21 protein-coding genes and 4 pseudogenes are annotated in these 23,614 nt (G+C 62.9%); 12 read left to right on the plus strand and 13 right to left on the minus strand.

All coding sequences use genetic code 11. From position 1 onward, the window contains the following. The first annotated feature begins 85 nt into the window (after positions 1–85). The 3 genes from ACLP9N_RS37350 (at position 86) to ACLP9N_RS37360 (ending at position 3,092) form a co-directional block, all read left to right on the plus strand. Positions 86–1,237: a ferredoxin reductase gene (locus ACLP9N_RS37350; RefSeq protein ID WP_442412105.1), complete on the plus strand. Its 1,152-nt coding sequence runs from the start codon at positions 86–88 to the stop codon at positions 1,235–1,237. 86 nt (positions 1,238–1,323) lie between these two features. Then, positions 1,324–2,616, plus strand: coding sequence for a fatty acid desaturase family protein (locus tag ACLP9N_RS37355; RefSeq protein WP_442412106.1), 1,293 nt, complete (start codon positions 1,324–1,326; stop codon positions 2,614–2,616). Positions 2,617–2,705: 89 nt separating this feature from the next. Continuing rightward, on the plus strand, positions 2,706–3,092 hold the full coding sequence (locus ACLP9N_RS37360) for a hypothetical protein (RefSeq protein WP_442412107.1): 387 nt from the start codon (positions 2,706–2,708) through the stop codon (positions 3,090–3,092). A gap of 7 nt (positions 3,093–3,099) precedes the next feature. Here ACLP9N_RS37360 and ACLP9N_RS37365 read toward each other — a convergent pair whose 3' ends face one another. From ACLP9N_RS37365 to ACLP9N_RS37375, 3 genes are all read right to left on the minus strand, one after another. Continuing rightward, positions 3,100–3,600, minus strand: coding sequence for a DUF302 domain-containing protein (locus ACLP9N_RS37365; protein WP_442412108.1), 501 nt, complete (start codon positions 3,598–3,600; stop codon positions 3,100–3,102). After that, positions 3,587–4,564 (minus strand): nitrilase-related carbon-nitrogen hydrolase, encoded by a 978-nt coding sequence (locus ACLP9N_RS37370; protein WP_442412109.1) that lies wholly within the window; start codon positions 4,562–4,564, stop codon positions 3,587–3,589. Before ACLP9N_RS37370 ends, ACLP9N_RS37365 begins: the two co-directional genes overlap by 14 nt. A gap of 108 nt (positions 4,565–4,672) precedes the next feature. Beyond that, positions 4,673–6,298: an SDR family oxidoreductase gene (locus ACLP9N_RS37375; protein ID WP_442412110.1), complete on the minus strand. Its 1,626-nt coding sequence runs from the start codon at positions 6,296–6,298 to the stop codon at positions 4,673–4,675. 171 nt (positions 6,299–6,469) lie between these two features. Here ACLP9N_RS37375 and ACLP9N_RS37380 point away from each other — a divergent pair, with 171 nt between their 5' ends. After that, on the plus strand, positions 6,470–6,850 hold the full coding sequence (locus ACLP9N_RS37380; RefSeq protein ID WP_442412111.1) for a nuclear transport factor 2 family protein: 381 nt from the start codon (positions 6,470–6,472) through the stop codon (positions 6,848–6,850). Positions 6,851–6,879: 29 nt separating this feature from the next. On the opposite strand, the gene ACLP9N_RS37385 is transcribed toward ACLP9N_RS37380, so the two are convergent. Continuing rightward, a complete protein-coding gene (locus ACLP9N_RS37385; RefSeq protein WP_442412112.1) occupies positions 6,880–7,239 on the minus strand; it encodes an Rv2640c family ArsR-like transcriptional regulator in 360 nt (119 codons plus the stop codon). A gap of 101 nt (positions 7,240–7,340) precedes the next feature. Here ACLP9N_RS37385 and ACLP9N_RS37390 point away from each other — a divergent pair, with 101 nt between their 5' ends. The 3 genes and pseudogenes from ACLP9N_RS37390 (at position 7,341) to ACLP9N_RS37400 (ending at position 10,566) form a co-directional block, all read left to right on the plus strand. After that, positions 7,341–7,742: an ArsI/CadI family heavy metal resistance metalloenzyme gene (locus tag ACLP9N_RS37390; RefSeq protein ID WP_442412113.1), complete on the plus strand. Its 402-nt coding sequence runs from the start codon at positions 7,341–7,343 to the stop codon at positions 7,740–7,742. An 8-nt stretch (positions 7,743–7,750) separates the two neighbouring features. Further along, positions 7,751–9,240, plus strand: a pseudogene (gene arsB / locus ACLP9N_RS37395) (ACR3 family arsenite efflux transporter). Between the two features lie 113 nt (positions 9,241–9,353). Beyond that, positions 9,354–10,566, plus strand: a pseudogene (locus ACLP9N_RS37400) (zinc-binding dehydrogenase). A 112-nt stretch (positions 10,567–10,678) separates the two neighbouring features. Here ACLP9N_RS37400 and ACLP9N_RS37405 read toward each other — a convergent pair. Continuing rightward, a complete protein-coding gene (locus tag ACLP9N_RS37405; RefSeq protein WP_442412114.1) occupies positions 10,679–11,305 on the minus strand; it encodes an alpha/beta fold hydrolase in 627 nt (208 codons plus the stop codon). Between the two features lie 52 nt (positions 11,306–11,357). Next, entirely contained in the window at positions 11,358–12,281 is a 924-nt protein-coding gene (locus ACLP9N_RS37410) for a hypothetical protein (protein WP_442412115.1), read from the minus strand. Positions 12,282–12,419: 138 nt separating this feature from the next. Here ACLP9N_RS37410 and ACLP9N_RS37415 point away from each other — a divergent pair, with 138 nt between their 5' ends. Then, a complete protein-coding gene (locus ACLP9N_RS37415; RefSeq protein WP_442412116.1) occupies positions 12,420–13,298 on the plus strand; it encodes a 3-keto-5-aminohexanoate cleavage protein in 879 nt (292 codons plus the stop codon). Between the two features lie 280 nt (positions 13,299–13,578). Here ACLP9N_RS37415 and ACLP9N_RS37420 read toward each other — a convergent pair. Next, positions 13,579–14,034 (minus strand): annotated as a pseudogene (locus ACLP9N_RS37420) (DMT family transporter). A gap of 1,224 nt (positions 14,035–15,258) precedes the next feature. Here ACLP9N_RS37420 and ACLP9N_RS37425 point away from each other — a divergent pair. After that, a complete protein-coding gene (locus tag ACLP9N_RS37425) occupies positions 15,259–15,735 on the plus strand; it encodes a DUF5994 family protein (protein ID WP_442412117.1) in 477 nt (158 codons plus the stop codon). Between the two features lie 288 nt (positions 15,736–16,023). On the opposite strand, the gene ACLP9N_RS37430 is transcribed toward ACLP9N_RS37425, so the two are convergent. Further along, entirely contained in the window at positions 16,024–16,773 is a 750-nt protein-coding gene (locus tag ACLP9N_RS37430; protein WP_442412141.1) for a VIT1/CCC1 transporter family protein, read from the minus strand. A gap of 221 nt (positions 16,774–16,994) precedes the next feature. Here ACLP9N_RS37430 and ACLP9N_RS37435 point away from each other — a divergent pair, with 221 nt between their 5' ends. Continuing rightward, positions 16,995–17,486, plus strand: coding sequence for a DUF2231 domain-containing protein (locus tag ACLP9N_RS37435; RefSeq protein ID WP_442412118.1), 492 nt, complete (start codon positions 16,995–16,997; stop codon positions 17,484–17,486). Between the two features lie 126 nt (positions 17,487–17,612). Here ACLP9N_RS37435 and ACLP9N_RS37440 read toward each other — a convergent pair. The 4 genes and pseudogenes from ACLP9N_RS37440 to ACLP9N_RS37455 all read right to left on the minus strand — a co-directional run. Next, a pseudogene (locus tag ACLP9N_RS37440) lies at positions 17,613–17,834 on the minus strand (steroid 3-ketoacyl-CoA thiolase); the annotation flags it as partial. Between the two features lie 42 nt (positions 17,835–17,876). Beyond that, entirely contained in the window at positions 17,877–18,290 is a 414-nt protein-coding gene (locus ACLP9N_RS37445; RefSeq protein ID WP_442412119.1) for a limonene-1,2-epoxide hydrolase family protein, read from the minus strand. Between the two features lie 95 nt (positions 18,291–18,385). Further along, entirely contained in the window at positions 18,386–19,519 is a 1,134-nt protein-coding gene (locus tag ACLP9N_RS37450; RefSeq protein WP_442412120.1) for a spirocyclase AveC family protein, read from the minus strand. Positions 19,520–19,554: 35 nt separating this feature from the next. Further along, positions 19,555–20,532, minus strand: coding sequence for an oxygenase MpaB family protein (locus tag ACLP9N_RS37455; protein WP_442412121.1), 978 nt, complete (start codon positions 20,530–20,532; stop codon positions 19,555–19,557). 116 nt (positions 20,533–20,648) lie between these two features. Between ACLP9N_RS37455 and ACLP9N_RS37460 the strand changes: the two genes are divergently transcribed. After that, positions 20,649–21,314, plus strand: a complete 666-nt coding sequence (locus ACLP9N_RS37460; protein WP_442412122.1) for a TetR/AcrR family transcriptional regulator — start codon at positions 20,649–20,651, stop codon at positions 21,312–21,314. Between the two features lie 505 nt (positions 21,315–21,819). On the opposite strand, the gene ACLP9N_RS37465 is transcribed toward ACLP9N_RS37460, so the two are convergent. Next, the gene (locus ACLP9N_RS37465) at positions 21,820–23,019 is read right to left on the minus strand and encodes a thiolase family protein (protein WP_442412123.1); all 1,200 of its coding nucleotides are present in this window, start codon (positions 23,017–23,019) and stop codon (positions 21,820–21,822) included. A gap of 93 nt (positions 23,020–23,112) precedes the next feature. Between ACLP9N_RS37465 and ACLP9N_RS37470 the strand changes: the two genes are divergently transcribed. Then, complete coding sequence (locus tag ACLP9N_RS37470) at positions 23,113–23,592, plus strand: winged helix-turn-helix transcriptional regulator (protein WP_442412124.1); 480 nt, start codon at positions 23,113–23,115, stop codon at positions 23,590–23,592. The last annotated feature ends 22 nt before the right edge of the window (positions 23,593–23,614 follow it).

Raw genomic sequence — 23,614 nt, forward strand, 5'->3', positions numbered from 1 at the left:
AGGTTACGGTACCGTAGGGATTTTATTGGACAGACATCTAAAGCCCTCAGAACCGGCCCAATGCGAAGCGGAAGCGGAATCCCCAATGAGTAAGAAATACGCGCCGGTCACCGCCAACGTCGTCGCGACCACCCGTCCTACCGTCGCCGGAGCCGACAGGCATCCCGGTTGGCACGCGCTGCGCAGGCTGGCCGCGCGCATCACGACGCCGCTATTGCCCGACGACTACCTGCGCCTGGCCAATCCGCTGTGGTCCGCGCGCGAGCTGCGGGGCCGCATCCTGCAGGTCCGCCGGGAGACGGAGGATTCGGCGACCCTGGTGATCAAACCGGGCTGGGGCTTCAGCTTCGACTACCAGCCGGGCCAGTACATCGGCATCGGGCTGCTGGTGGACGGGCGCTGGCGCTGGCGGTCGTATTCGCTGACGTCGAGCCCGGCCGGTGCATCCGGGTCGGCGACCGACCGGACGGTGACGATCACCGTCAAGGCGATGCCCGAAGGCTTCCTGTCCAGCCACCTGGTGGCCGGCGTCGAGCCGGGGACGATCGTGCGGCTGGCCGCGCCCCAGGGCAACTTCGTATTGCCCGACCCGGCGCCGCCGTCGATTCTGTTCCTGACCGCCGGATCCGGGATCACGCCGGTAATGTCGATGCTGCGAACGTTGGTACGCCGCAACCAAATTGGCGACATCATCCACCTGCATTCGGCGCCCACCGCATCTGACGCGATGTTTGCCTCCGAGCTGGCTGAACTGGCGGCCGATCAAACCGGCTACCGGTTGCGCGTGCGCGAAACCCGCACCGAGGGGCGGTTCGATCTTGCCCGGCTGAGCCAGGAGGTGCCGGACTGGCGCGAACGCCAGACCTGGGCCTGCGGTCCGGAGGGCATGCTCAACCAGGCCGAGAAGGTCTGGTTGGGGGCGGGCATCGGTGACCGGCTGCACCTGGAACGCTTCGCGGTCTCCAAAGCCGCTCCCGCCGGAGCGGGTGGGACGGTGACATTCGCCCGAAGTGGCCGCAGCGTCGCGGCCGACGCGGCGACGTCGCTGATGGATGCGGGCGAGGGTGCCGGTGTGCAGATGCCGTTCGGCTGCCGGATGGGTATCTGTCAGTCGTGCGTGGTCAGCCTGATGGAAGGCCACGTTCGCGACCTGCGCACCGGCGCCGAACACGACCCGGGTACCCGGGTCCAGACCTGTATCTCGTCCGCATCAGGCGATTGTGTGATCGACATCTAAAGGCTACTCACAGGTAACTTACGGAGTCGTAGGTTACGATATCGTAGGTAAGGCAAAAGACTTAGGACCGCAGAGGGGAGAACACGATGGCGATCACCGACGTCGACGTATTCGCGCATCTGACGGACGCCGACATCGAAAGCCTGGGCGTTGAGCTGGACGCTATTCGCCAGGACATTGAAGACTCGCGCGGCGCACGGGACGCGCGCTACATCCGCTGCACCATCGCGGCGCAGCGAGCCCTCGAGCTGGCCGGCCGGGTGCTGTTGGCCGCCAGTTCACGGCGCTCGGCCTGGTGGGCAGGCACCGTGACGCTGGGTGTGGCCAAGATCGTCGAGAACATGGAGATCGGCCATAACGTCATGCACGGCCAGTGGGACTGGATGAACGACCCGGAGATTCACTCCTCGACGTGGGAGTGGGACATGAGCGGGTCGTCCAAGCATTGGCGTTACACCCACAACTTCGTGCACCACAAGTACACCAACATCCTCGGGATGGACGACGACGTCGGCTACGGACTACTGCGCGTCACCCGAGACCAGCGCTGGAAGCGCTTCAACATCTTCAACCTGCTTTACAACACCCTGCTCGCGCTCCTCTTCGAATGGGGCGTTGGCTTGCAGCACGTGGAGATCGGCAAGATCGTCAAGAAGCGGATGGAACACGACGAAGCCCGGCAAAGGACCGACCAGTTCCTGGCCAAGGCCGGTCGCCAGGTGCTCAAGGACTATGTCGCCTTCCCGGCGCTGACCGCGCTGTCACCCGGCGCGACATACCGGTCCACGTTGACGGCCAACGCGGTTGCCAACGTGATCCGCAACGTGTGGGCCAACGCCGTCATCTTTTGCGGACATTTCCCCGACGGCGCAGAGAAATTCACCAAAACCGACATGATCGGCGAGACCAAGGGCCAGTGGTATCTGCGGCAGATGCTGGGTAGCGCCAACTTCGAGGGCGGCCCCGTCCTGCGGTTCATGAGCGGCAACCTGTGCCACCAGATCGAGCACCACTTGTACCCGGATCTGCCGAGCAACCGCCTGCACGAGATCTCGGTGCGGGTGCGTGCGGTGTGCGACAAATACGACTTGCCTTACACCACAGGCTCGTTCCTGGTGCAGTACGGCAAGACATGGCGCACGATCGCAAAGCTGTCGCTGCCGAACAAGTACCTGACCGACAACGCCGACAACGCACCGGAGACGCGCAGCGAGCAGATGTTCGCCGAGCTCGAGCCCGGTTTCGCTGGCGTCGATCCCACCACCGGACGCCGCCGCGGACTGAAGACCGCCATCGCGACCGTGCGGGCTTGGCGGCGTGACAGGCGAGCCGCGAAGGCTGCAGTAAGCGACGACGCTGAGGACGGCCTGGCGGCGTGAAGCCTGCGCCGAGTTCCCGTTCGGCGCTTATTTCGTCGCAGGTTCAGCGTGTGGCAGGCTAGGTGTGCCGGTTTCCGAGGAGGCGCGGCATGACATACATGGGCAAACCCTATTACCCGGTGTGGCTGGACAATCTCGCCGACGACGTCACGTTGGAAGCCGCGGCAATGGATGGCACCGCGCACGGGGCGGAGGATGTTCGCGCGATCGTGGTCGCGGCGCGCGAGGTGTATGACAACCAAGAGTTCAGGTTCGCCGGTCCCGCTGGCGACTACGGTTTTGTCGAGGATTACAGCACCGAGATCCGAGGCGTGCGCACTAACGTCGTCGTCTGGGTCACCTTCAACGCCGCGGGTCAGACCCAGCAGGTGGTGGTGAACCACCGGCCACGCAGTGCGTTGCTGTCCTTCTCCCGTGTGATGCAGGAAAAGTTTTCCGGCACCCCCCTCGCCAAGCACTGGGAAGGCACACCGTAAGGGGCGGCTAGGCTGTCACCTTCTCCGCCAGCGCGGCCAACTTCGCGTCGAGATCCTGTGCGGCGCTCAGCAATTGCGGGTTGGGTTCGAAGACCATCAGCGACGACGGTTTGATGTAGGTCAGGCTGCTGCCGTCAGCCTCGTCGACGAGCAGTACCTCGACGGGCGCGAATAATCCCGCCGTCACATCGTGACGCAACATCGTGATGGCGATTAATGGGTTACCGAGGATGACGCGTAAAACCTTGCGGTCAATGCCTGTCTTGCTGATCCAGGCGCCATGGTCGAATAGCTTGAACAACATGAATCCGCTTGGCCCGACGTAGGGTTCGACCTGTTGCTCATACGACTCCCAGCTGCCGGCGGACTTGGCGAGATCGTCGAGCTCAACGGGAGTCTCGCCGATGTCGTCAAACAACGCGGCAACTAGTTCGTCGTAGCTTTTCGCGCTGTCGTAGAGGACTCGTACCCCGTCGAAGCGGGTTTCATGAGGATTAGACGCGGACATCGTCGGCATGCTCGGGTAGGGCGTCGGCAGGGCGCTCGAAGCGGTCGTGCAGATGAGGCTTCGGGGTGCGGTCCACTATCAGACTAAGCAGTTCGGGCCGGCTGTAGTGACCGCAGGCATCCATGAGGATCTTGCGGGTGTGGATCAACGAGAGGTCGAGGTCGGCTATCACCTCGCCCTCGCCGGACCGCAGCGGTTCGCCCAGGTACTCACCCTGGGGTGTGATGATCGCGGTGAAAAAGCCTCCGGAGATCGGCCCGATCGGGGCACCCGTGTCCGCCACGATTTGCGCCTGCTGGTCAGGGTCGATCCAAGCGGTCGCGTTGACGACAAAAGCGCCTGACTCCAGAGCGTGATTGCGCACGCTGATCTCGGCCTGTTCGGCGAACAACTCGCCGCCGAAGGATCCCGGAAACATACCCGAGTGGATCTGCTCACCGTCGGCGATAAGGGCATATCGCGCCAGCGGATTGTAGTGCTCCCAGCACGCCAACTGTCCGATCCGCCCGACCGCGCTGTCGACTGCCCGCAGTCCGCTGCCGTCACCTTGTCCCCAGACCATCCGCTCGTGGTAGGTCGGCGTGGTCTTGCGGCGGCGCTGAATTAAGGTGCCGTCGGCGTCGAACAACAACTGGGTGTTGTAGAGCGAACCACCGTCGCGTTCGTTGATGCCGATGGACACCACCATGTTGGCGGCTCGGGCCGCCGCACTGATCGCATCGACGGCCGGCGACGGTATGGCGACCGCCTGATCCATCAGCTTGAGGTGTTCCGTGCGCATCTCGAATGGACGCTGGACAAAGGAGAAGTACGGGTAGTACGGAATCACCGTCTCCGGGAAGGTCGCGAACTGCACGCCTTGCCCGGCCAATTGTTCGATCTTAGCGATTACTCGTTCAACCGTCCCCTCCCGGCTGTACAGCACCGGGCTGAGTTGTACTGCGGCGGCACGTATTACGGTCATGGGCCCCGATCCTTTGCCCGTGCCGGCTCGTGTTTAGCCGAGCCGTTCGATCATGGTGGCATTGGCCATTCCATCGGCCTCGCACATCGTCTGCAAACCATACCGCGTTCACGTCGCCGGCTGATACATCTCTTTGGCTGGCGCTGACGCGACACCGAGTTCGGCGGCGACGGCGTCGACCGCTTGCTGCGCCGCGGTGAGGTCCACCTGGCGGCCGGGGATGAAGTACGGCCCGATGTAGCGTTCGTAGTATCGCTGCGCTTCATCGCGCGTCAGTCGGTCGAGGAACCAGTTGACGTAGTCGACGGCCCGGCTTGGTTGTTCGACGAGGAACCGCAGCGCCCGCTGGTTGGCCCGCATCAGGGCCTGCAGGGCGGGGCTTTCCAGCGGAATATGGACGGGGTCCACCACGACACCCACGGTGGGGATCTGGAAGTGATCGCCGACCCAGGCCAGCACGTGAAAACCCTCTTCCTCGGCGACCTGTTCAGGTGAGAGCGTGCTGCCCACGTAGGCGGCGTCGATTGAGCCGTCCCGGAGCCGTCGCAGGTCCATCTGGTAGTCACCCGGATGCCGCACCACGCATTCCAGGTCGCGATCGGGGTCCAAGCCGTGCTTACGCAGGACGATCCGCGCGAAGGTACCGGGAGGATCGGAGCGGCCGTGGACCGCCAGGCGCCGCCCGCGAAGATCCGCCATCGACTTCACATCGGCGTTGCCGAGAAACCAGAACAGCGGATGATCGGTGCTGAAACTGACCGCTATCCAACCGATCCCGTCGGTCAGCCGCGACACCAGCGTTCGGCCCAGGCCGATCACCGCGCCGCGGCGCAGACGCTCCGCCGGCCAGCCGACCCCGTCACGGATCGCGACGTGGACGCCCTCATCCTCGAAGTAGCCCTCTTGGTCGGCGACATGGGCGACCAGTTCCTCATGGATACCACGTCCGACATAGGCCAGATCGATCGTCTCCACAGCTACAGCCCCCTTTCCGTCCATGGCAAGGCCACCATTGATCTCCACGCAATGGCCGGTGATGAAGCCGGAATCCTCGCTCGCCAAGAAGGCCACCGTCTTCGCTATCTCGTCGGGACGGACGAGGCGTCCCATGGGATTGGTCGCGCCGAGTTGACTCACCTCTTCGGCATTCAACAGCGCGTTCGCCGTTGTATCGGCCACCGTGGCGGGCGAAACGAGGTTAGCGGTAATTCCCTCCGGCGCCAGCTCGAGTGCGACGTACCGCACGAACTGATCCATTGCCGCCTTGGCGGTGCCCACCGTGATCATGCCTTGCCGGGGCCGGCGGGACAACACAGTGGTGAGAAAGATCAGCCGGCCGTAGCTTCGGGAAATCATTCCCGGCACAACGGCTTTGGTCACCAGATAGGCGGCATGCAGCTCTCGGTCCAGCTTGCCGCCGAGCTGCTCCCAGCTCAGGTCGGCGAACGAGGTGACATCGTAAGGGATTAACGCGTTGTGCACGAGAACGTCGACCCGGCCCCACCGCTGTGCGGTTTGCTCGAACATCGCGGCGACATCGTCGGGTGCGGTGACGTCGGCCCGAATCGCCACGGCCTCGCCGCCGGCCGCGGTCGCGGATCCGACCACCGCGTCTGCTTCCTCGGCACTGGACCGGTAGTTGACGACCACCCGAAACCCGTTCTCCGCGAGGACTAGTGCGGTCGCCGCGCCGATTCCCCGGCTGGCCCCAGTGACCACCGCAACACGACTCATCAGCGTTACCTCCGTGCCCTTTTAGTGACCGGGTAGCTGGCGACAATGCGTCTAATGACGCGTGCTGGCAAGCCCGAACCCTACGCCTGCTAAGGCTGGCAGGACAAGACGATGCTGCGAGGGCTATGGTGCGGAATCGACGTTGATGCATCCGCTGGAAGGAAGATGGCCATGGGTGATGACGACGTGCGGGCCGCGCTTCGGCGCCACTGGGAAGCCTCCGACGCCAACGACTTCGCGACGGAACACCAAATCTACCGAGCTGACGCGGTTCTCGAATATCCGCAATCGGGCGAGCGCATCCGGGGTCGAGCAAACATTGAAGCGTCGCGTGAGGCCCAGCCGAACACAAAACGCTTCACCGTGCGACGCATGCTCGGCGGCGGCGATCTTTGGATCAGTGAACTGGTCATGACGTATGACGGGCAACCGTCCTACGTGGTCAGCATCATGGAATTCGAGGGTGCGGAAGTGGTCCGTGAGACGCAGTACTTCAGCGACCCGTTCGAGCCGGGACCATCTCGGGCTCAATGGGTCGAACGAATGGACTGAACTGTCAAATCGGTTGGCATAGCCCCAGTTCACCGGCAGCAATTGGGATCCAGAACCGCACACAGCGCGACGAGGGACTCCCGACGAGCACGGTGGTACACATTCATTCCTCGTCGCTCAGACTCCACGATCCCTGCCCGGCGCAACTGTGTCAGGTGATGACTCACCGTCGACTCGCTAAGTCCTACTGCCGCAGCGAGGTCACAATTGCACACCTCACCGGCCTCCGAGCTGAACAGCAACGAAACGAGCTTGACCCGTGCCGGATCGGCCAGAGCTTTAAGTCGTGCCGCAATATCCAATGCAGCTTGGTCATCGACGGGCCCAGCCGCCACCGGCGAACAGCACACCGGCGCTGACATATCGACGACAGGCAAGGTCTTTGGCATGCCAACCATTCTGCCATAGTTTGTTTGACATATATCGAAAAGGTGGCAGGATCGAGGCTATCACGAGTTCGACATAAGCCACAGAGGTAGGGAGGCCTGTCATGCCCCGCGCTCAACTCGCTCTCAACGTCGACGACCTCGACGAGGCAATCACCTTCTACTCCAAGCTGTTCAACATCGCGCCGGCCAAGGTTAAACCGGGCTATGCGAACTTCGCGGTGACCCAGCCGCCGCTGAAGCTGGTCCTCATCGAAAACCCCGGCCACGGCGGAACGCTCAATCACCTGGGCGTCGAAGTGGAGTCCAGCGAGGCCGTACACGCCGAAATCGCGCGCCTGGCCGATCAGGGCATGTTCACCGAGGAAGAGATGGGAACCACGTGCTGCTTTGCCACCCAGGACAAGGTATGGGTGACCGGGCCCGCCGGGGAAAGGTGGGAGGTGTACACCGTGCTGGCCGACTCGGATTCCGAGAGCGGTGACAGGGCTGGCGCGCGTTCGTGACGCAGGCAATGCAGGAGCACGAAGACACCGCCGTTGTCGAAAGGCTCTCCGTTCTGGACCGGCTGCTGCCGGTCTGGATTGGCATTGCGATGGCCACCGGTCTGCTCGTCGGCCGGTTCGTGCCGGCATTGAATGCAGACCTGAATCATATGAAGATTGACGGTATTTCGTTGCCCATCGCGCTGGGTCTACTGGTCATGATGTATCCGGTCCTGGCCAAGGTCCGCTATGACCGGCTCGACACCGTGACCCGTGATCGCAGGCTGTTGCTCAGCTCGCTGCTGTTGAACTGGGTGATCGGTCCGGCGCTGATGTTTGCCATGGCGTGGCTATTGGTGCCCGATTTGCCCGAGTACCGCACCGGACTGATCATCGTCGGCTTAGCTCGGTGCATCGCGATGGTGATCATCTGGAACGACCTCGCCTGCGGGGACCGTGAGGCCGCAGCGGTACTGGTCGCCCTGAACTCTGTCTTCCAGGTTGTCATATTCGCCGTACTCGGTTGGTTTTATCTGGCGGTCCTGCCCGGCTGGCTCGGCTTGCAGCAGACCACCATCAGCACATCGCCGTGGCGGATCGCCAAGTCTGTACTGATCTTCTTGGGCATCCCACTGATTGCCGGGTATCTATCGCGACGGTTCGGGGAGAAGGCCAAGGGGCGGAGGTGGTACGAATCCCGATTCTTGCCCAAGGTCGGCCCGTGGGCACTCTACGGGTTGCTGTTCACCATCGTCATCCTGTTCGCACTGCAAGGCGACCAGATCCTCAGCCGCCCAATCGATGTCGCCCGCATAGCAATGCCCCTGCTGGCCTACTTCGCCATCATGTGGGGCGGTGGCTACATCCTCGGGGCGATGCTCGGGTTGGGCTACCAACGCACGACCACACTGGCATTCACCGCCGCCGGCAACAATTTCGAATTGGCTATCGCGGTGGCCATCGCCACCTTCGGCGCTACTTCCGGTCAAGCTCTTGCCGGTGTCGTCGGCCCGCTGATCGAAGTGCCGGTGCTCGTCGGGTTGGTCTACGTGTCGCTGGCCCTGCGACCCAGATTCGACCGGAGCGCCCGATGACCGACCGTCCCGGCACGCCGAGCCTGTTGTTCTTGTGCACCCACAACGCAGGTCGATCGCAAATGGCAATGGGTTTCTTCAAGCACCTTGCCGGTGGCCAAGCGTCCGTCTACTCAGGTGGATCCGAACCAGCCGACGAGATCAATCCTGCTGCCGTCGCTGCGATGGCCGAAGTCGGCATCGACATTGCCCGCGAGCATCCCAAGCGATGGACCAATGACATCGTCGAAGGCGCCGACGTGATCGTGACTATGGGCTGCGGCGACGCGTGTCCGTACTTCCCCGGCAAGCGATATGAAAACTGGGAGCTGGCTGACCCGGCCGGTCTAGGGGTGGATCAGGTGCGTCCGATTCGGGACGCCATTGAGTCGCGCGTTCGTCGCCTGATCGACCAACTGGGAGTCAAGCCACAACCACCTGGGTAGCCGGTGCCGCGAGCCCGATGGCGAGGCGTCGAGCGATCGGGACGAGGCCATCACCGTCTCAATAACGTGCGCGCCGACCTCGGGGAATATCGATAACTGCGCTGCGGATTCATATGATCAAAGGCACCTCCACAACAGGAACGAGGCACCCGGTGGCCGCAGAAGATTTGCCTGACAATGCACTGGAACTGCGTTCGTTGGTCACGTCGCAGGGCACGCTCGAGCTCTCACTGCACGATGTCCCGGTTCCATCCCCGACCGCTAATGAGGTCTTGGTACGCGTGGAAGCCTCGCCGATCAACCCGTCCGACTTGGGCGTTCTCATTGCCGGCGCCGACATGTCGACCGCCACGGTGGCGGGCACGCCGGAGCGCCCGAGCGTCACCGCGCCGTTGGGAGCGGAGGCACTGAAAGGGCTTTCCGCGCGGCTGGATAAACCGCTTCCGGTGGGAAATGAGGGCGCGGGCACCGTCGTGGCTGCCGGGTCGTCCTCAGCGGCCCAGGCCCTGGTCGGGAAAACGGTGGGGATCGCTGGCGGCGGAATGTACACGCAGTATCGGGTGGTCGATGCCTCCGCGTGCCTTGTCTTACCCGAGGGGGCGACGGCGAAGGATGGGGCGTCTTCCTTCATCAATCCATTGACAGCTCTCGGAATGCTGGAAACCATGCGCCGCGAAGGTCATTCAGCCCTGGTGCACACGGCTGCGGCGTCGAATCTGGGCCAGATGCTCGTCAAGCTCTGCAGCAGGGACGGGGTGCCGCTTGTCAACATCGTGCGCAAGCCCGACCAAGAGGAGCTGCTGAAGTCGCTGGGCGCGGTTCATGTCTGCAACTCGGAATCGCCGTCCTTCTCGACCGACCTCGTCGAGGCTCTCAAAGCGACGTCCGCGACGCTTGCGTTCGACGCCACCGGTGGGGGCACGCTCGCGAGTCAGATCCTCAGTGGCATGGAGGAAGCGGCCAGCACGAACACAGCGGAGTACTCACGCTATGGGTCGAGCGTCCACAAGCAGGTGTACATCTACGGCGGACTCGACACGAGTCCGACGACGCTCACCAGGAACTACGGCATGGCGTGGGGTGTCGGTGGGTGGCTGCTGACGCCGTTCCTCGCCAGCATCGGGGCCCTTTGGCAGGCTCCGGGCCCGTGTGGCCGCGGAGCTCACCACGACGTTCGCCAGCACCTACACCCGGGAGGTTTCACCCGCCATGCTCAGGCCCGACGCGTTCCATGCTTACGTCAAGCGAGCGACCGGGGAGAAGTTCCTCGTAACGCCGGTTTCCTCGAGCTCAAGTTTGCCCACCCCGTTACCTCGAAATCACTAAAGTTCCAGGCCGGAACCTGGGGGGAGGTCCATCGCCTCTACATCAGCCTTGAGGACCCGGATGGCTTCATCGCCGCGCTGAAGGCTCATCCAACGGATTGAGACGTAGCGGCTCAGGCGCCCAAGAATGCGGCGATTGCCGGCCATGCGGCCGGATCCTGCAACAGGAAAAGGTGGCCGCTCTCGTAGACGTGCAGCGTGGCGTTGGTGATCCTGTCGACGATGGCCCGGCCGTTGGCCACCGGTGCGATGTCGTCGGGGTGCGCGGCGAACCACTCAGCCGTCCAGCGGCGGTCCGCCAAGTTGAGGGACCGGAGTCCGCGATCGAGGGTCGGCAGATCCGCCATTGCCTCCAGCGGGTAGGACGCGAAGGCGCCGCCGGGTGAGGTGGCCATGAGGGCCATCCGGTCGATCCGGTCTGGGAAGGTCACCGCGACTTCCTGCGCGACCATGCCGCCGTAGCTCAACCCGGCCAACGCCATTCGGTCCCAACCGACGGCGTCGAGCAGCGCGGCCACGTCCGCGGCAACGTCGGCCATTGCATACGGCTCGGTTACGGGCGCGCTGCGTCCCATGCCCCGGTAGTCGAAGGCCAGCAGCTCGAATTGCGCTGACAACTTCTCAAGCAGCGGGCGGGTCGAATCCAGTGTGGTGCCAGATCCGTTGCAGTACAGCAGTCGTGGACCGTCACCGGCGCGCTCATAGTGGAGCGCGACCCCGTTACAGGCGGCAGTGGGCATCGCCGGCGAGGATACCAGTGGCGGGCAGCCTCTGGTCAGACAAATGCGCTCACTAAATAGGTTTGGGTGAGTAACGTGCTCCACGTTTGGTCGTTGAAGGAATCCTGAGGCGGCGTGAAATCGATACCGCGCTCGGTGAGGTCGTCGCAGAATCTCGATATCGCCGTTTCGACGTCGAGGTCGTCTTCGTGCTCGTCGTAAGCGAGCGCCTCACGTTCGTCACGGAAGGTAATTGCCCACCACAGCAATGAGATTCGTACTTGGTCATTCGGCAAGTTCCGATGACCGAGGTGCCGTCCGTTATCTCCCAGCGTCGGTCGCCAGGCCGAATCTCGGATTGCACGGTGAGCTTGATCTGATCTTGGAAGTGCTGGGCGTCTCCAATCGCGCCGACTTGATGGAACATCAGATCGTTGTCACCAAAGAGCGCGACATTTCCGAACGGTCCGCGTTCGCACTCGGAGGGATGGTCGATGCCCCGCGGCGAGTATTCGTACTCGCCATCGGTTCCGTCGTAAAACCAGCTGAGTGCGCCTGCGACTCGAACCGCCCATCGTTCGAAGAGGCCGGACACCCCCATCACCTTGGGAAACCAGAGCGGAGTCTTCGGGGAGATGCCTCGATAGGTTGGGAGATCGACGTGGCGGTATCCTGCCGCCATCGGACCCATCACGTTCACAACGAGTGCTTGAATGATCTTCGCTCCGAAGAGTTTTCCAGCTCCTTCATTGAATAGCGGATCATCTATTGGTGCTTGGATTGACGCGTCAAGAGGGTTGGTGTCGGCTGCCCAAGTGGTCCGGAACCACGGGTCCAGTGGCGCTGATTGCAGCATCTCGCTGTACCCCGCGCCGGCAATCATCAATGGGTACGGAGCGTGATCGAGAATCGTGCGCCGAACAGCGTCACGGTCAGCGTAGGCGGGCTGGACACGTAACGGTGCGACGGTCACCGGCCCTATTTTTGCTGTCGCCATTGATGCACCTCCATCGACCGTGATCTTTCTTCGTAACCGAAGATCAACGGAAACGCCAGCAACCTTCCGTCGCCGCCGTAGACTGTCCCGGGCTGTGCGCTTGACGCGAAGCTCTAACCGCGACAGAGGATCCACCGGATGAATCCCGTCATCATTGAATGCGCCATCAACGGCGTCACATCGAAGGCGACCAATCCCCACGTGCCTGTCGAGCCGCCGGAGATCGTTGCAGATGCCCTCGGCTGTATAGAGGCCGGCGCGGCAATCATCCACAATCACATCGACCGTTACGGCCTCAGCGTGGAGCAGGCGGTCGAGCGCTACCTGGAAGCTTGGCGGCCCGTGCTCGCTGCTCGGCCGGATGCCCTGCTGTATCCAACGGTCCACTTCGATCAGCGATCTTCAATTTCCTACGAACACCTCCTCCCACTCGCCGCAGCCGGTATGCGGGTCGGGCTTACCGACCCCGGGTCGGTCAACCTCGGCGGCACGGACGCCGACGGCATACCTGCGGGGCCGTTGGTCTACAGCAACTCCTTCGAATCGATCCGCCGGGCCTTCGACATCTGTCGCGACGCGAAACTGGGCCCCAGTCTGGCCATCTACGAACCCGGGTTTCTCCGGGCGACTCTCGCGTGGTGGCGCGCGGGCCGACTGCCCCAGGGGGCGATGATCAAGCTCTACTTCTCGACCGAACGCGGTTACCTGGGAGCGCCTTTCGGGTTGCCCCCGACGGAGCGCGCGCTTGACGCTTACCTGGAATTGCTTGACGGATGCGACATTCCGTGGGCTGCCTCGATCGTCGGCGGCGACCTGTGCGCGAGCCCCATTGCCGAACTGGCGCTGGAACGCGGCGGACACCTCCACGTGGGGCTCGAGTTCTACGGCGGCGATCGCACTCCGACCAATCTCGAGCTCGTGACCGAAGCCGCAGACCTTTGCCGCCAGCTCGGCCGCTCCGTGGCAACGCCCGATCAGGCAGCGCGAATCCTCGGTCTACCGCAATGTCTTTCGTGAGCCGCTTGGACCGAGGGAGATTTTGCAGTCCGAGTAGGGGTGTCTCCGGTCAACAAAATGTTGCACGAGACGTCGTGAGTCTGCTGACGTACCCGTGCTCGACCACAGGTGACGTCGGAGACAGGCTCCGCCAGCTAACCGAGACTACAAGCACGGGGACCGCTGATGTACTACTGGTCAGGCCGCCCGCACACACCGTCTGCAGCCCGTAGCGTCCGCCCCGTGTTGGAGTACATCGGAGGTCTCACCCGTTGCCAGCCGTGCTCGGCGGGGTCCTCTTCTAGCTCGAAGTAATAAGAATGACACCGGTAACCAGCACGATGGCACCGATTGCGCGGTGCGGGGTAATTGAGTGCGCAGTGATCCCGAACCACCCAAAGTGGTCGATAAGTATCGACGTAAGAAGGTTGGCGCTTACGGTCAGTGCTGCGTAGATTCCGGCGCCTACCGTCCCTATGAACAGCAGACCAGCGACCACCGCGAGGGCGCCGACGATTCCGCCTAACGGTGCTCACCAGGGCATGCTGGCAAGCCCCGCGGCGGTCGGTAATGGCCGAACGAATACCGCAGCGATCACGAGAAAAACCGGCACAATGAGACCGAAAGACATCAGCGTGGCTAGCCATGGGTTCACCAGAGAAACGCGAAGGGCGTTATTCATCGGGCCGCCCATGGCTTGTAGCACTCCGCCAGCGACGATCAACGGAAATACCCATAAGGTGCTAGTAGAGGTCATTAACAGGCTCCTTCAATTTCGGGCGGCTGGCTTCGGGCCAGGACCGCAGTACGCCTACAAGTGAGTAGGCGAGCGGACTGTCGTGAGAGGCATTGTGAGACAACCACATTTGGCCCATGCTCGGTGGGGATCAAGCGGTCGCAAATTCAAATCCTGTCAGCCCGACGCAACGACTAACACCGTCAACCGCCCGGCTTGCTGCGCCGCCGAGGTCTGCCGTATTATGTCGGCTTGTTGACCGGAGCGGAATCCTTCTTCGGCAATTCTCAGATGCAGGTCGCCGTCGGCCTCGTGGCGCCCTGTTTGCATTAGCCATCAGCATCAGCTTCCGGTCGGCCAAAAAATCGACTCTACTGGTGGGGTTACCCCGGCTCAGTGAATATCTTCTGCGCCGTCCGGAGGTGCAAGCCCAAGCGGGTGCAAGCCGAGAAACGAAGCTAGGGCAGCGATGTGGCCAATTCGCGAGCCCGTGGCTTGTGGAGGGGTTGTGTTCGTCGATCTGAGGCGTACCGTTCGCCTTGCGACGGGCTGGGAGAGGGGCTGCATTTAGCCCCGTTGAAGGTGGACGAAGGCGTGCAGCCTTGGACGTTAATAAAGCAGCGTCGAAAATCTGGCCCTGTCCACCGCTTACTCGAGAACTAGCAGCGCTTCAGCGGCAGGGCTTTTCCAAGGCTGGTACATATCCGGGTGCTGCTGTATCAGCGCGAGGAGACCAGGGTATCCACATCGCCAACGCTGGCCTCGGCGGCGAATCGGCCGGCATCATCGCATCGCAATTACATTGGGTCTCAGTCGAGCGACGGTGCACCGCGTGCTACCACAGCGCGCTCATGAAAGGCCTAAAAGCCGCCGCGGACTGGTTTAATCGCAATATCGCGCGCCACCTCCAATGCTGCTCTGTGGGGCTTCCTGGACTGACACGCAGGTCGGTCACCTGACAGGCTGCCATGGGGGTGTGCTGGTGGCGTACGCTCACGTGTGAGCCGATTCGTTGTCAGCGATGGTTAACCGCGATTCGCCACGGGTGACCCCTACGGGCAATGTGATTCCTCCGCCTGTCCCGCGCTCGCGAGGCAGACGCTGCCGACCGCGAAGGAACCCACCTGTGAATTGTGCGGCCCTTACCATGGCGCGACGACCAAACATCCCTAGACCGGCTTTCGCTAACAACAGGCGTGCCAACGTGATCGATGGGTGCGGCAAGCGAGGGCTGCGGTACGTCCGATGAGTTATCCGATCGTGGGCCGATACCAAGCCAATCCCATCCGGCTATCGGTGGCTGTCGAACTCGGCCACGAGATCGACGGCGCGTGGTGGCCACACGCAGATCGCATCACCAATGAATTACCGAACCTCGTCGCGGCCCTGACTCCCTTGCTTGGAGACATTAACTCCATCAATGTCAACTGGTCACCGCTCCAACGACCACCTGACCTCAACTGGCGGGGATGGGAACACAAACGCCAGCACGTAATGACCCTCAGCGGTGCGCAGAGTTCCGTTAACCTGCTGATCATCTGTTACACGACCAACACCGCACTGGCCGTAATGCTGATGCGCTGTGCCGCCAACCGACCCATTGACGCTGCTGACCGCGACAAACCCGCATTCCTCACCGCGGGCTCGATCCTGCGGGCCGCCCAACAACAACGTGCCGTTCCCGCACCTCAGACCGAGTGCTCTCAACCGAGCCAGGCGTGACCGTGAGCGTTCGGGCCCGATCCGCGACGGCGATACGGAATCGTTCGGACACGCTGGGAGGCAACGTGATCGAGCCGCCGAAGGACTATCGCGTCAATCAATGAGCCTGTCATACGCACCGCACAGGAACGTGAGAGCGTCGCGATTGAGCGCGAGCGGATCGCCGAACAGCGCGAGGGCATTGCGGTTGAGCGCGGACATTTTGCACGTCTGCGCGAGGGGTTGGCGGCCAAAAGAGAGGAACTGACCGAAGCAGTCGAGCGCTCGGCGCACAGCCAAAGAGGCTTGTCAGTGGACGGCGGTGCCGAAAAGATGCCCGACGCCGTAGGTAAACGCGAGTCCTGCTGCTCCGCCGACTACGACGCGCAGCACCGCGCGCCATACTTGTGCATTGCCGATTCGGGCGCTGGCCGCCCCGGTGAGCGCCAACGCGGCGAGCACCGCTACAAAGGTCACCGGGACCCGCCACGCGTTGGGAGGCAACAGGATAGCCACGAGCGGCAGCAGCGCCCCAATGAGGAATGAGGCCGCCGACGCCGCCGCGGCCTGCCAGGGGTTGGCCAAGTCTTCGGGATCGATATTGAGTTCGGCGTGAGCGTGGGCAGTCAGCGCGTCGTGAGCGGTCAGCTCTTTGGCTACTTGCGCGGCGGTTTGAGCTGAAAGACCTCGTCTTTGGTAGATGGCGGCGAGCTCGGCCAATTCTGCATCGGGTATGTGCCGCAACTCGTTCCGCTCGATGGCTAGTTGGGCCGTTTCGCTGTCGCGCTGGCTTGAAACCGAAACGAATTCACCCAGGGCCATGGACACCGCACCGCCTACCAGGGCCGCCAGCCCGGCGGTGAAGATCGGACCGCGCAGTGGGGTGGCCCCGGCCACGCCGACCACGATGCCAGCCACCGAGACGATGCCGTCGTTGGCGCCAAGCACCGCTGCGCGCAACCGATTCAGTCGGCTAGTGCTGTGGCCGGCGTGTGGCTCGGCGGTGTGCGTTGGTTCCTCATTTGCCGCGCCATCTGCTTGTTGGCGGGTCGGCTTCATCGGTTGATTCGGATATCGCTGATCGTCGCCCATGTCGCCTAGCCAAGCGCATATTCATAGGTGGCGCCAGCAAGCCCAGCCTCATCAAACTTCCCGATCACAGACGTTGTTAGCCTTGCCTTGGCCACCATCAAAGGCGTTATGATCGCGCCCGCCCGAACTCGCGGCACGCCGATTCCAGCCAACAGAACAACGCCGCACTTTGGCGCTTGAGGACCTCTATGACCGTCATTCATGGCCTGCCCGCCCACGTGCTGTTTGTGCATTTCCTCGTCGTTCTTGCACCGCTGACGGCACTGCTCGAGATTGCTTGTGCCCTGTGGCCCGCAACTCGCCGTGGACACCTTGTCTGGTTCACCGCCATCCTGGCCGCCGTGACAACAGTGCTAACGCCGATCACGGCACATGCCGGTGGATGGCTGTATGACCTGCGGCGCAACCCCGACCCGATCCTGCGCAAGCACGCCGAGCTCGGCGATACCATGATCTACTTCGCCATCGCGCTACTGATCGTCGCGGTCGCGCTTTTGGTGCTGGGTTTGGTTGAACGTCGATCCAGCTCGCGTCACGCGGCGGTCAGAGTCACCGTCGCAATTGTGGCCATCGCCGTCGGTATTGCAGTGATGGTCCAGACCTACCGCATAGGGGATGCAGGCGCGCAATCAGTGTGGGGCAACGAGATCGCGCACCTCAACCAGACCAAGCCCAAGTAGGAATCTGCGCCGTGATTTCATCCTAGGCATCGGCGCCGCCTTCTCACGGGCGTGTCGGCGGCTAGCGCCCCTACGCCTAAGGGGCGCATTGGGCTTCATGTGCGCTGCTGGGTCTGGGGGAGCCGCCTAGCTCGACCGCTCGATGATGGTGGCGTTGGCCATGCCGCCGCCCTCGCACATCGTCTGAAGCCCGTACCGTCCGCCGCGCTGTTCGAGCGCGTTGAGCAGCGTGGTCATGATCCGCGCACCGCTAGCGCCGAGCGGGTGGCCGATGGCGATTGCACCGCCGTTGACGTTGGTCTTGGCCAGATCCGCGCCAGTGTCGGCAGCCCACGCGAGCACGACGGGCTCGCGGCGAGGCGATAGGGCATTCGAAGGTTGCCGAAATCCTTATACGGTCGCGGGGATGAGGGCGCTAATGTCTTCGCCTTGAAGGAGTTTCACGGTCAGCGACACGTCGAAGTAATCCGTCCAGCGGGTGATCTTCCCGTTGTCGCCGACAACGAAGGTACCCATCACCGGGACTGCTGGCTTGCTGCCGTCCGGTGCCTGGATGTAGTCGAGTCGTTCGGTGAGAACGACCGGGCCGTTGCTGGCGATATTTACGATCTCGAATGCGTATGCGTCAGGAAACATTGAGAACTGCGCTCCCATGTTCTCGAGAATGGCCTCGACCCCGGTAAATGCGGGCATGCCGACGTTCTGATACACGGCATCGTTGGCCAGGTGTGGTCTCAGGGCCTCAGGATCGCGCCTTTCCATCAGCGCGCAGAACTGGCGTACGACTTCGACAGGGTCGGGCATTAGGAACCTCCACTAATCGGATTGGATTGATACAGCTGGAACGTGGCGACGCGAGGCCGCGTGACACGGCGGTGATCACAACAACGCTGCTCGACTCACCCATTGTTGGGCCCGCACCGCCCGCCGTCGGCTGGCGGTTTCACGTTTGGTCGTCCATCAGGCTGACCGCTCATCCTTTTCGACCAGATTCCAGCGGAGAACGGGCCCTGCTGGCCGTTCTTCTCGTAGTAGCCCTGCGGATCGAAGACCTTCGCATCGGGGTACGGCCACGGGCAGGCGACGGATGTGGCAGCTCCCGACCATTTGATTGCGGTGAACGCTGCCCCATACACCAAATAAGCGACGTTGACGATGACGAGCATCACCAGGAAACCGCCGAGCACCGGCCGACTCGGAAACAGCCGGACCCGACTGGCCAACTTCTCCGCTACCGTGCGGCCTGTGTCGTCCCGGTAAATCAGGACCCCGGCCGGGATCATCACGAGCGTGACCAAAGTGGATTCCCAAAGCAGCGGGAATTGGTGGGGTGTCCCAACGAAAATCGAGCCGAACGGGATCACCTGGGCGTAGATGTACATGCCCGTGCGGACCAGCGTGACCTCCAGGATCATGTCGATGATGAATCCGAAGAACAAGATCCACAGGCCGAGACTGATCAGCGGGTGACGCCACACGAAAGAGTCGACGGGCCGACGGGCCTGAATCTTGCGCAGCACCCAAATCGCCGGGAAGTAGGGCCCGAGTTGAAACATCACATAGCCAATGACGACGAATGGCTCGATTGTCGGTGAGAGCGACACCAGCGGCCAAGACTCCGGAAAGTGCCAGAGCCGTGGGTTGTACACGGCGTAGGGCGCCCAGTTCATCATCGGGTCTTGCCAGACGATGATCGTGGTGACCAAGCCCATCAGCAAGACCGGATGAGCCCCGTACTTGCGCCAGCCCCAAACGAACGCTGCGGTAAGCCCGACGACCGCGATAATCGTGAACACCTGGAGCACGGTGAGCCAATGATCGAATCCGAATAACGGCTTCACGGGCCGGGGTGCCCCCGTCACCCCCGGGTTGCCAACCCGCGCATCGGGGTAATTGCGCGCGTTCCACGCGATAGCCGCGACCGCACCGACACCGAGGACGGCGACAAGCCAAGCCCAAACAGACCCGGCCATCGGCCGCTTCCGCGCCGTATCCGGCTTTCTGGACGGCACTATGGTTTGCTCGCTAGTCATCGCTTACTCCTCACCAAATGGTCGACATGTGCGCCTCAACGACCGCACGTTTGCGTTGCGCCCGCTGCGAAGGATGTCAGCCCAACGCCCTTGTAGCGGGCAATGATTCGCTCGTATTCACGCCTATTGCGCGCTAACGGTGTTTCAGTGATTCGACTGGGCAACCATCGGTAAGCCATCCGGAGCAGCTTGGTCAGCAACGTGAACTCGATGTCGTGGCGGCGGGTCCACCTCATGGGCACCAATGCACGCGCACGGGGGTGCATAATGCCGAACCCGAGCACGGCAACCATATGTCCCCCGGCCGGCCCTAATAGCTTCCATAGTGGGTCCGTGACAGCCGGGACATAGTCGGGGCGTCGGGGTCGCAGCGTGGCGTTCATCACGATGTCGAGAGCGGTTGTGTGCCTTAGCGTCTCGGTGGCCATTTGGTCGTAGTACGTGCACAGCTCCTCGTAGCTCTCGGTGAGCTGTCGTGCACGACCGGGCATCAGCAGGTCTGCGCAAAGAGCACGGAAGCGGTCCCATATCGCCTGGTTATCGGCCGCGCTGAGCCGCTCGCCGGTGAGCGCGAGGAACGCTCCTCGGTGCATGAAGAAGATGCTGATCAGATTCCAGTTCCACGGCTCGGGGCTGAGCGCGCTATAGCGGACGCCGTCGGGCCCAACGCCTTTCACGTCGCGGTGTAGCTGAATCAACCGGTGCGTTTCCTCGCGGCGGTCCGCGCTTCGTGCGATGAACGCCAGTTGGTCCGAGGCAGCCGTCCGGCGTGCGCGGCCAAACGGGTCGTCGCGGATCCGACCTGTGTCCACTAGCGACGCTGAGACCGCTGGATGCATCATTTCGTCGAAAAGTGCGGGGCTGAACAGCGCGAGGAACCGAGACCCGGCCACTCGCTCGAATCGATCCGCTACAGATACGACCGGTTGGCCCACGGATCCAGCGGGCACGTCCGGAGGCTTAACCGGCATGTCCGCACACTCGACCGACACTTCCCGAGATTCGACCGACATGGCATCCCTTATATCTCACCGGGCAATTCTGGTGCACCCCGGCACCAGAAGGTAATGTGGTGCCACACTGCACCAAAAATTTCGGTTGGTCAAGGGCATCAGGGACAATGCAGACGATGGCTTCAGCGACTCGCACCTACGGCGGCGTCACTGCCGGACAACGTCGCGCCACCCGCCGCGCAGCACTGATCGAGGCGGCGCTCGACCTGTTTGCCGAAGAGGGCGCACGAGCGGTATCGAAACGTGCGGTGTGCGCTCGCGCACGACTCAATGACCGCTACTTCTACGAGCATTTCACCGACTCGGATGCATTGCTCGAAGCCATCGCGCGCGACCTGACTGCCGAGGGATTGGAGGCCGTGAACGCTGCGACGCGTCGCGCAGCGCCCGACATCCACACGCAAGTCCAGGCCACCGCCGAGGCAGCTCTTGAGTTCCTTACCGCCGATCCCCGGCGCGGCCAGCTACTTCTACGCTCCCACACATCCGAGGTTCTGCAGCGCGCCCGCTTGGACAGCACCCACGCGATTTCTAAGGCCATGTCCGCGATGATCAGGGCGCCGCTCGGTGTTGCCGCCGGCAGTCAGCTCGACACCGATCTGGCTGCCTTCGCACTCGTGAGCGGTGCAATGGAAGTGATCGCCGGATGGCTACGCGGGGACTTCGTGACCAACGTCGAACACATCGCTGGCATTGTCGCCGGATTGCTGTTGGCCGTCGCCGACATCTCCACATCGCTCCCTGGACCGCCGAACGAGACGTTCGTTGCCGCCCATCCCTGACCGAATCGACTACCAGCCGCCGGTCCGATGGTCCGCTGTGAAGCGGTGGGAGGTCATCGCCTACCGACGTAAGCCATCGCCTCGAACCGCCAGCGTCTCTTCTCTCTCCGTCAAAATCCGAGGTAATCTGGCTGCTCGCAGGCTCCAGTCGTGAAGAGCGGCGATCCTCGGCGATTCATGCCGGACAAGGGAAGTAGCCTCGCATTTGATGACCTCGGATTTATGCCAGAACTTGGCGACCGGTCGCTGCTGCCGCCGTCTTGCAGCACTCGACGGAGAAGCGCCCACTCGCTGAGTGGCCAGGGTCGGACCGCTCTTTCCGTTATGCGCAGCACGACCCCGACCTTCTGTGACTAGGCAGCAACGTCCATGGGCGCACCTTATCGGTTGGTGAGCGGTGCACGCACTGGGATTTTCGCAGTGATTACCTGGCCGCGTGAAAAGCAGAACCCCCTGCCCTAAGCGAGGCGGGCACGGGGAATCTGCTCGTGTAAAGGTTGGAGGGTTAGCCCAGTCGCTCGATGATAGTGGCGTTGGCCATGCCGCCGCCCTCACACATCGTCTGCAAGCCATAACGGCCGCCACGCTGTTCAAGCGCGTTGACGAGCGTCGTCATGATGCGGGCACCGCTCGCGCCCAGCGGGTGGCCAATGGCGATGGCCCCGCCGTTGACATTGGTCCGCTCTAGTACGCGCTTCTGCTCCCCATCTACGTCCTTTGCCCACGCGAGCACGACGGGCGCGAACGCCTCGTTCACCTCGAACAAATCGATGTCGGCCAGCGTCAGCCCGGCGCGCTGCAACACCTTCTCGGTCGCTGGGATGACCCCGGTCAGCATGTAGAGCGGGTCGGAGCCCACCACGGTCGTGGAGTGAATCCGGGCCAGCGGACGCAGCCCGAGCTTGTGGGCGAGCTCACTGGTGGTGATCAAGACCGCGGCGCTGCCGTCGGACAGCGGCGACGAGTTGCCCGGCGTAATCTCCCAATTAATTTGCGGGAAGCGGGCTTTCATCGCCTCGCTGTAGAACGCCGGCTGCAGAGTAGCCAAGGTCTCCACCGTGGTGGCGGGCCGGATGATCTCGTCGGTTTCCAGCCCGGCGATCGGGATCAGCTCGTTGTCGAAAAGCCCGTCTTTGGTTGCGCGCGCGGCCTTCTCATGGCTGGACGCGGAAAACTCGTCGAGCTCGGTGCGCGAGAAGCCCCACTTCGCGGCGATCAATTCGGCGCTGATGCCCTGTGGCACCAAGCCTTCGGGGTAGCGGTGTGCCATGTCCTCGCCGAACGGATTGCTGCCCGGCAGCACCGAGCTGCCCATCACGACGCGGCTCATCGACTCCACGCCGCCGGCGACGACAAGGTCGTAGGCACCGGCGAGCACGCCCTGGGCGGCGAAGCTGATGGCCTGCTGGCTGCTGCCGCACTGACGGTCGATGGTCACGCCGGGAACGGTTTCGGGGAACCCGGCGCCCAGCAGCGCATTGCGCGCGATGTTGACGGCCTGATCGCCGACCTGGGTGACGGCGCCGGCGATGACATCGTCGATCTGCGCGGGGTCCACTCCGGTGCGGGCCACCAGTTCACGCAGGCTGTGCGCCAGCAGGTCGGCGGGCAGCACGTCGTGCAGCGCGCCGCTGGCCTTGCCCTTGCCGATCGGCGTACGGACGGCACCGACGATGACGGCGTCGCGCCCCTGGTGACTGGTCATAACTCCTCCTTGAGTCCAGAGCTAGATATCGCTAGCTATACCCAGGTGAACGCCTAGGTATACTAAATGCAACCCAGGATGGAGGTGATTTAGGTGACATTCCTGCAAGGTGTGCTGGCCGATCGCGAGAAATGGTCGGCGGTCGGAGAGTGCGCGATAGAAAAAACCATGACGGTGCTCGGCACCAAATCCGCCATGCTGATCCTGCGCGAGGCGTACTACGGCACCACTCGGTTCGACGACTTCGCCCGCCGAGTGGGCATCACCAAGGCCGCCACGTCCGCGCGGCTGGCCGAACTGGTTGACCTCGGGCTATTGACCCGCCAGCCTTACCGCGAACCCGGGCAGCGCAGCCGTGACGAGTACGTGCTCACCGAGGCCGGCGTCGATTTCATGCCGGTGGTCTGGGCGATGTTCGAGTGGGGGCGACGGCACCTGCCGGGCCACAACCAGCTGCGGCTTACACATCTGGGTTGTGGCGCGGATGCGTCCGTCGAAATCCGCTGCACCGAAGGCCATCTGGTGCCAACCGACGAGCTCGGCATGCGCCTGGTCAGGTCTGCGAAGGGCTGATCTGCCGCGAGCGTGCGCAGAT

Source organism: Mycobacterium sp., assembly GCF_052144515.1.
GTDB lineage: Bacteria > Actinomycetota > Actinomycetes > Mycobacteriales > Mycobacteriaceae > Mycobacterium.

Coding starts and splice junctions, on each gene's coding strand:
- ACLP9N_RS37425 (WP_442412117.1), top strand. CDS start 15,259: ATGAGTTATCCGATCGTGGGCCGATACCAAGCCAATCCCATCCGGCTA.
- ACLP9N_RS37350 (WP_442412105.1), top strand. CDS start 86: ATGAGTAAGAAATACGCGCCGGTCACCGCCAACGTCGTCGCGACCACC.
- ACLP9N_RS37360 (WP_442412107.1), top strand. CDS start 2,706: ATGACATACATGGGCAAACCCTATTACCCGGTGTGGCTGGACAATCTC.
- ACLP9N_RS37435 (WP_442412118.1), top strand. CDS start 16,995: ATGACCGTCATTCATGGCCTGCCCGCCCACGTGCTGTTTGTGCATTTC.
- ACLP9N_RS37380 (WP_442412111.1), top strand. CDS start 6,470: ATGGGTGATGACGACGTGCGGGCCGCGCTTCGGCGCCACTGGGAAGCC.
- ACLP9N_RS37370 (WP_442412109.1), bottom strand. CDS start 4,564: ATGACCGTAATACGTGCCGCCGCAGTACAACTCAGCCCGGTGCTGTAC.
- ACLP9N_RS37355 (WP_442412106.1), top strand. CDS start 1,324: ATGGCGATCACCGACGTCGACGTATTCGCGCATCTGACGGACGCCGAC.
- ACLP9N_RS37410 (WP_442412115.1), bottom strand. CDS start 12,281: ATGGCGACAGCAAAAATAGGGCCGGTGACCGTCGCACCGTTACGTGTC.
- ACLP9N_RS37465 (WP_442412123.1), bottom strand. CDS start 23,019: ATGACCAGTCACCAGGGGCGCGACGCCGTCATCGTCGGTGCCGTCCGT.
- ACLP9N_RS37450 (WP_442412120.1), bottom strand. CDS start 19,519: ATGACTAGCGAGCAAACCATAGTGCCGTCCAGAAAGCCGGATACGGCG.
- ACLP9N_RS37430 (WP_442412141.1), bottom strand. CDS start 16,773: ATGAAGCCGACCCGCCAACAAGCAGATGGCGCGGCAAATGAGGAACCA.
- ACLP9N_RS37390 (WP_442412113.1), top strand. CDS start 7,341: ATGCCCCGCGCTCAACTCGCTCTCAACGTCGACGACCTCGACGAGGCA.
- ACLP9N_RS37460 (WP_442412122.1), top strand. CDS start 20,649: ATGGCTTCAGCGACTCGCACCTACGGCGGCGTCACTGCCGGACAACGT.
- ACLP9N_RS37405 (WP_442412114.1), bottom strand. CDS start 11,305: ATGCCCACTGCCGCCTGTAACGGGGTCGCGCTCCACTATGAGCGCGCC.
- ACLP9N_RS37385 (WP_442412112.1), bottom strand. CDS start 7,239: ATGCCAAAGACCTTGCCTGTCGTCGATATGTCAGCGCCGGTGTGCTGT.
- ACLP9N_RS37445 (WP_442412119.1), bottom strand. CDS start 18,290: ATGCCCGACCCTGTCGAAGTCGTACGCCAGTTCTGCGCGCTGATGGAA.
- ACLP9N_RS37365 (WP_442412108.1), bottom strand. CDS start 3,600: ATGTCCGCGTCTAATCCTCATGAAACCCGCTTCGACGGGGTACGAGTC.
- ACLP9N_RS37375 (WP_442412110.1), bottom strand. CDS start 6,298: ATGAGTCGTGTTGCGGTGGTCACTGGGGCCAGCCGGGGAATCGGCGCG.
- ACLP9N_RS37415 (WP_442412116.1), top strand. CDS start 12,420: ATGAATCCCGTCATCATTGAATGCGCCATCAACGGCGTCACATCGAAG.
- ACLP9N_RS37455 (WP_442412121.1), bottom strand. CDS start 20,532: ATGTCGGTCGAATCTCGGGAAGTGTCGGTCGAGTGTGCGGACATGCCG.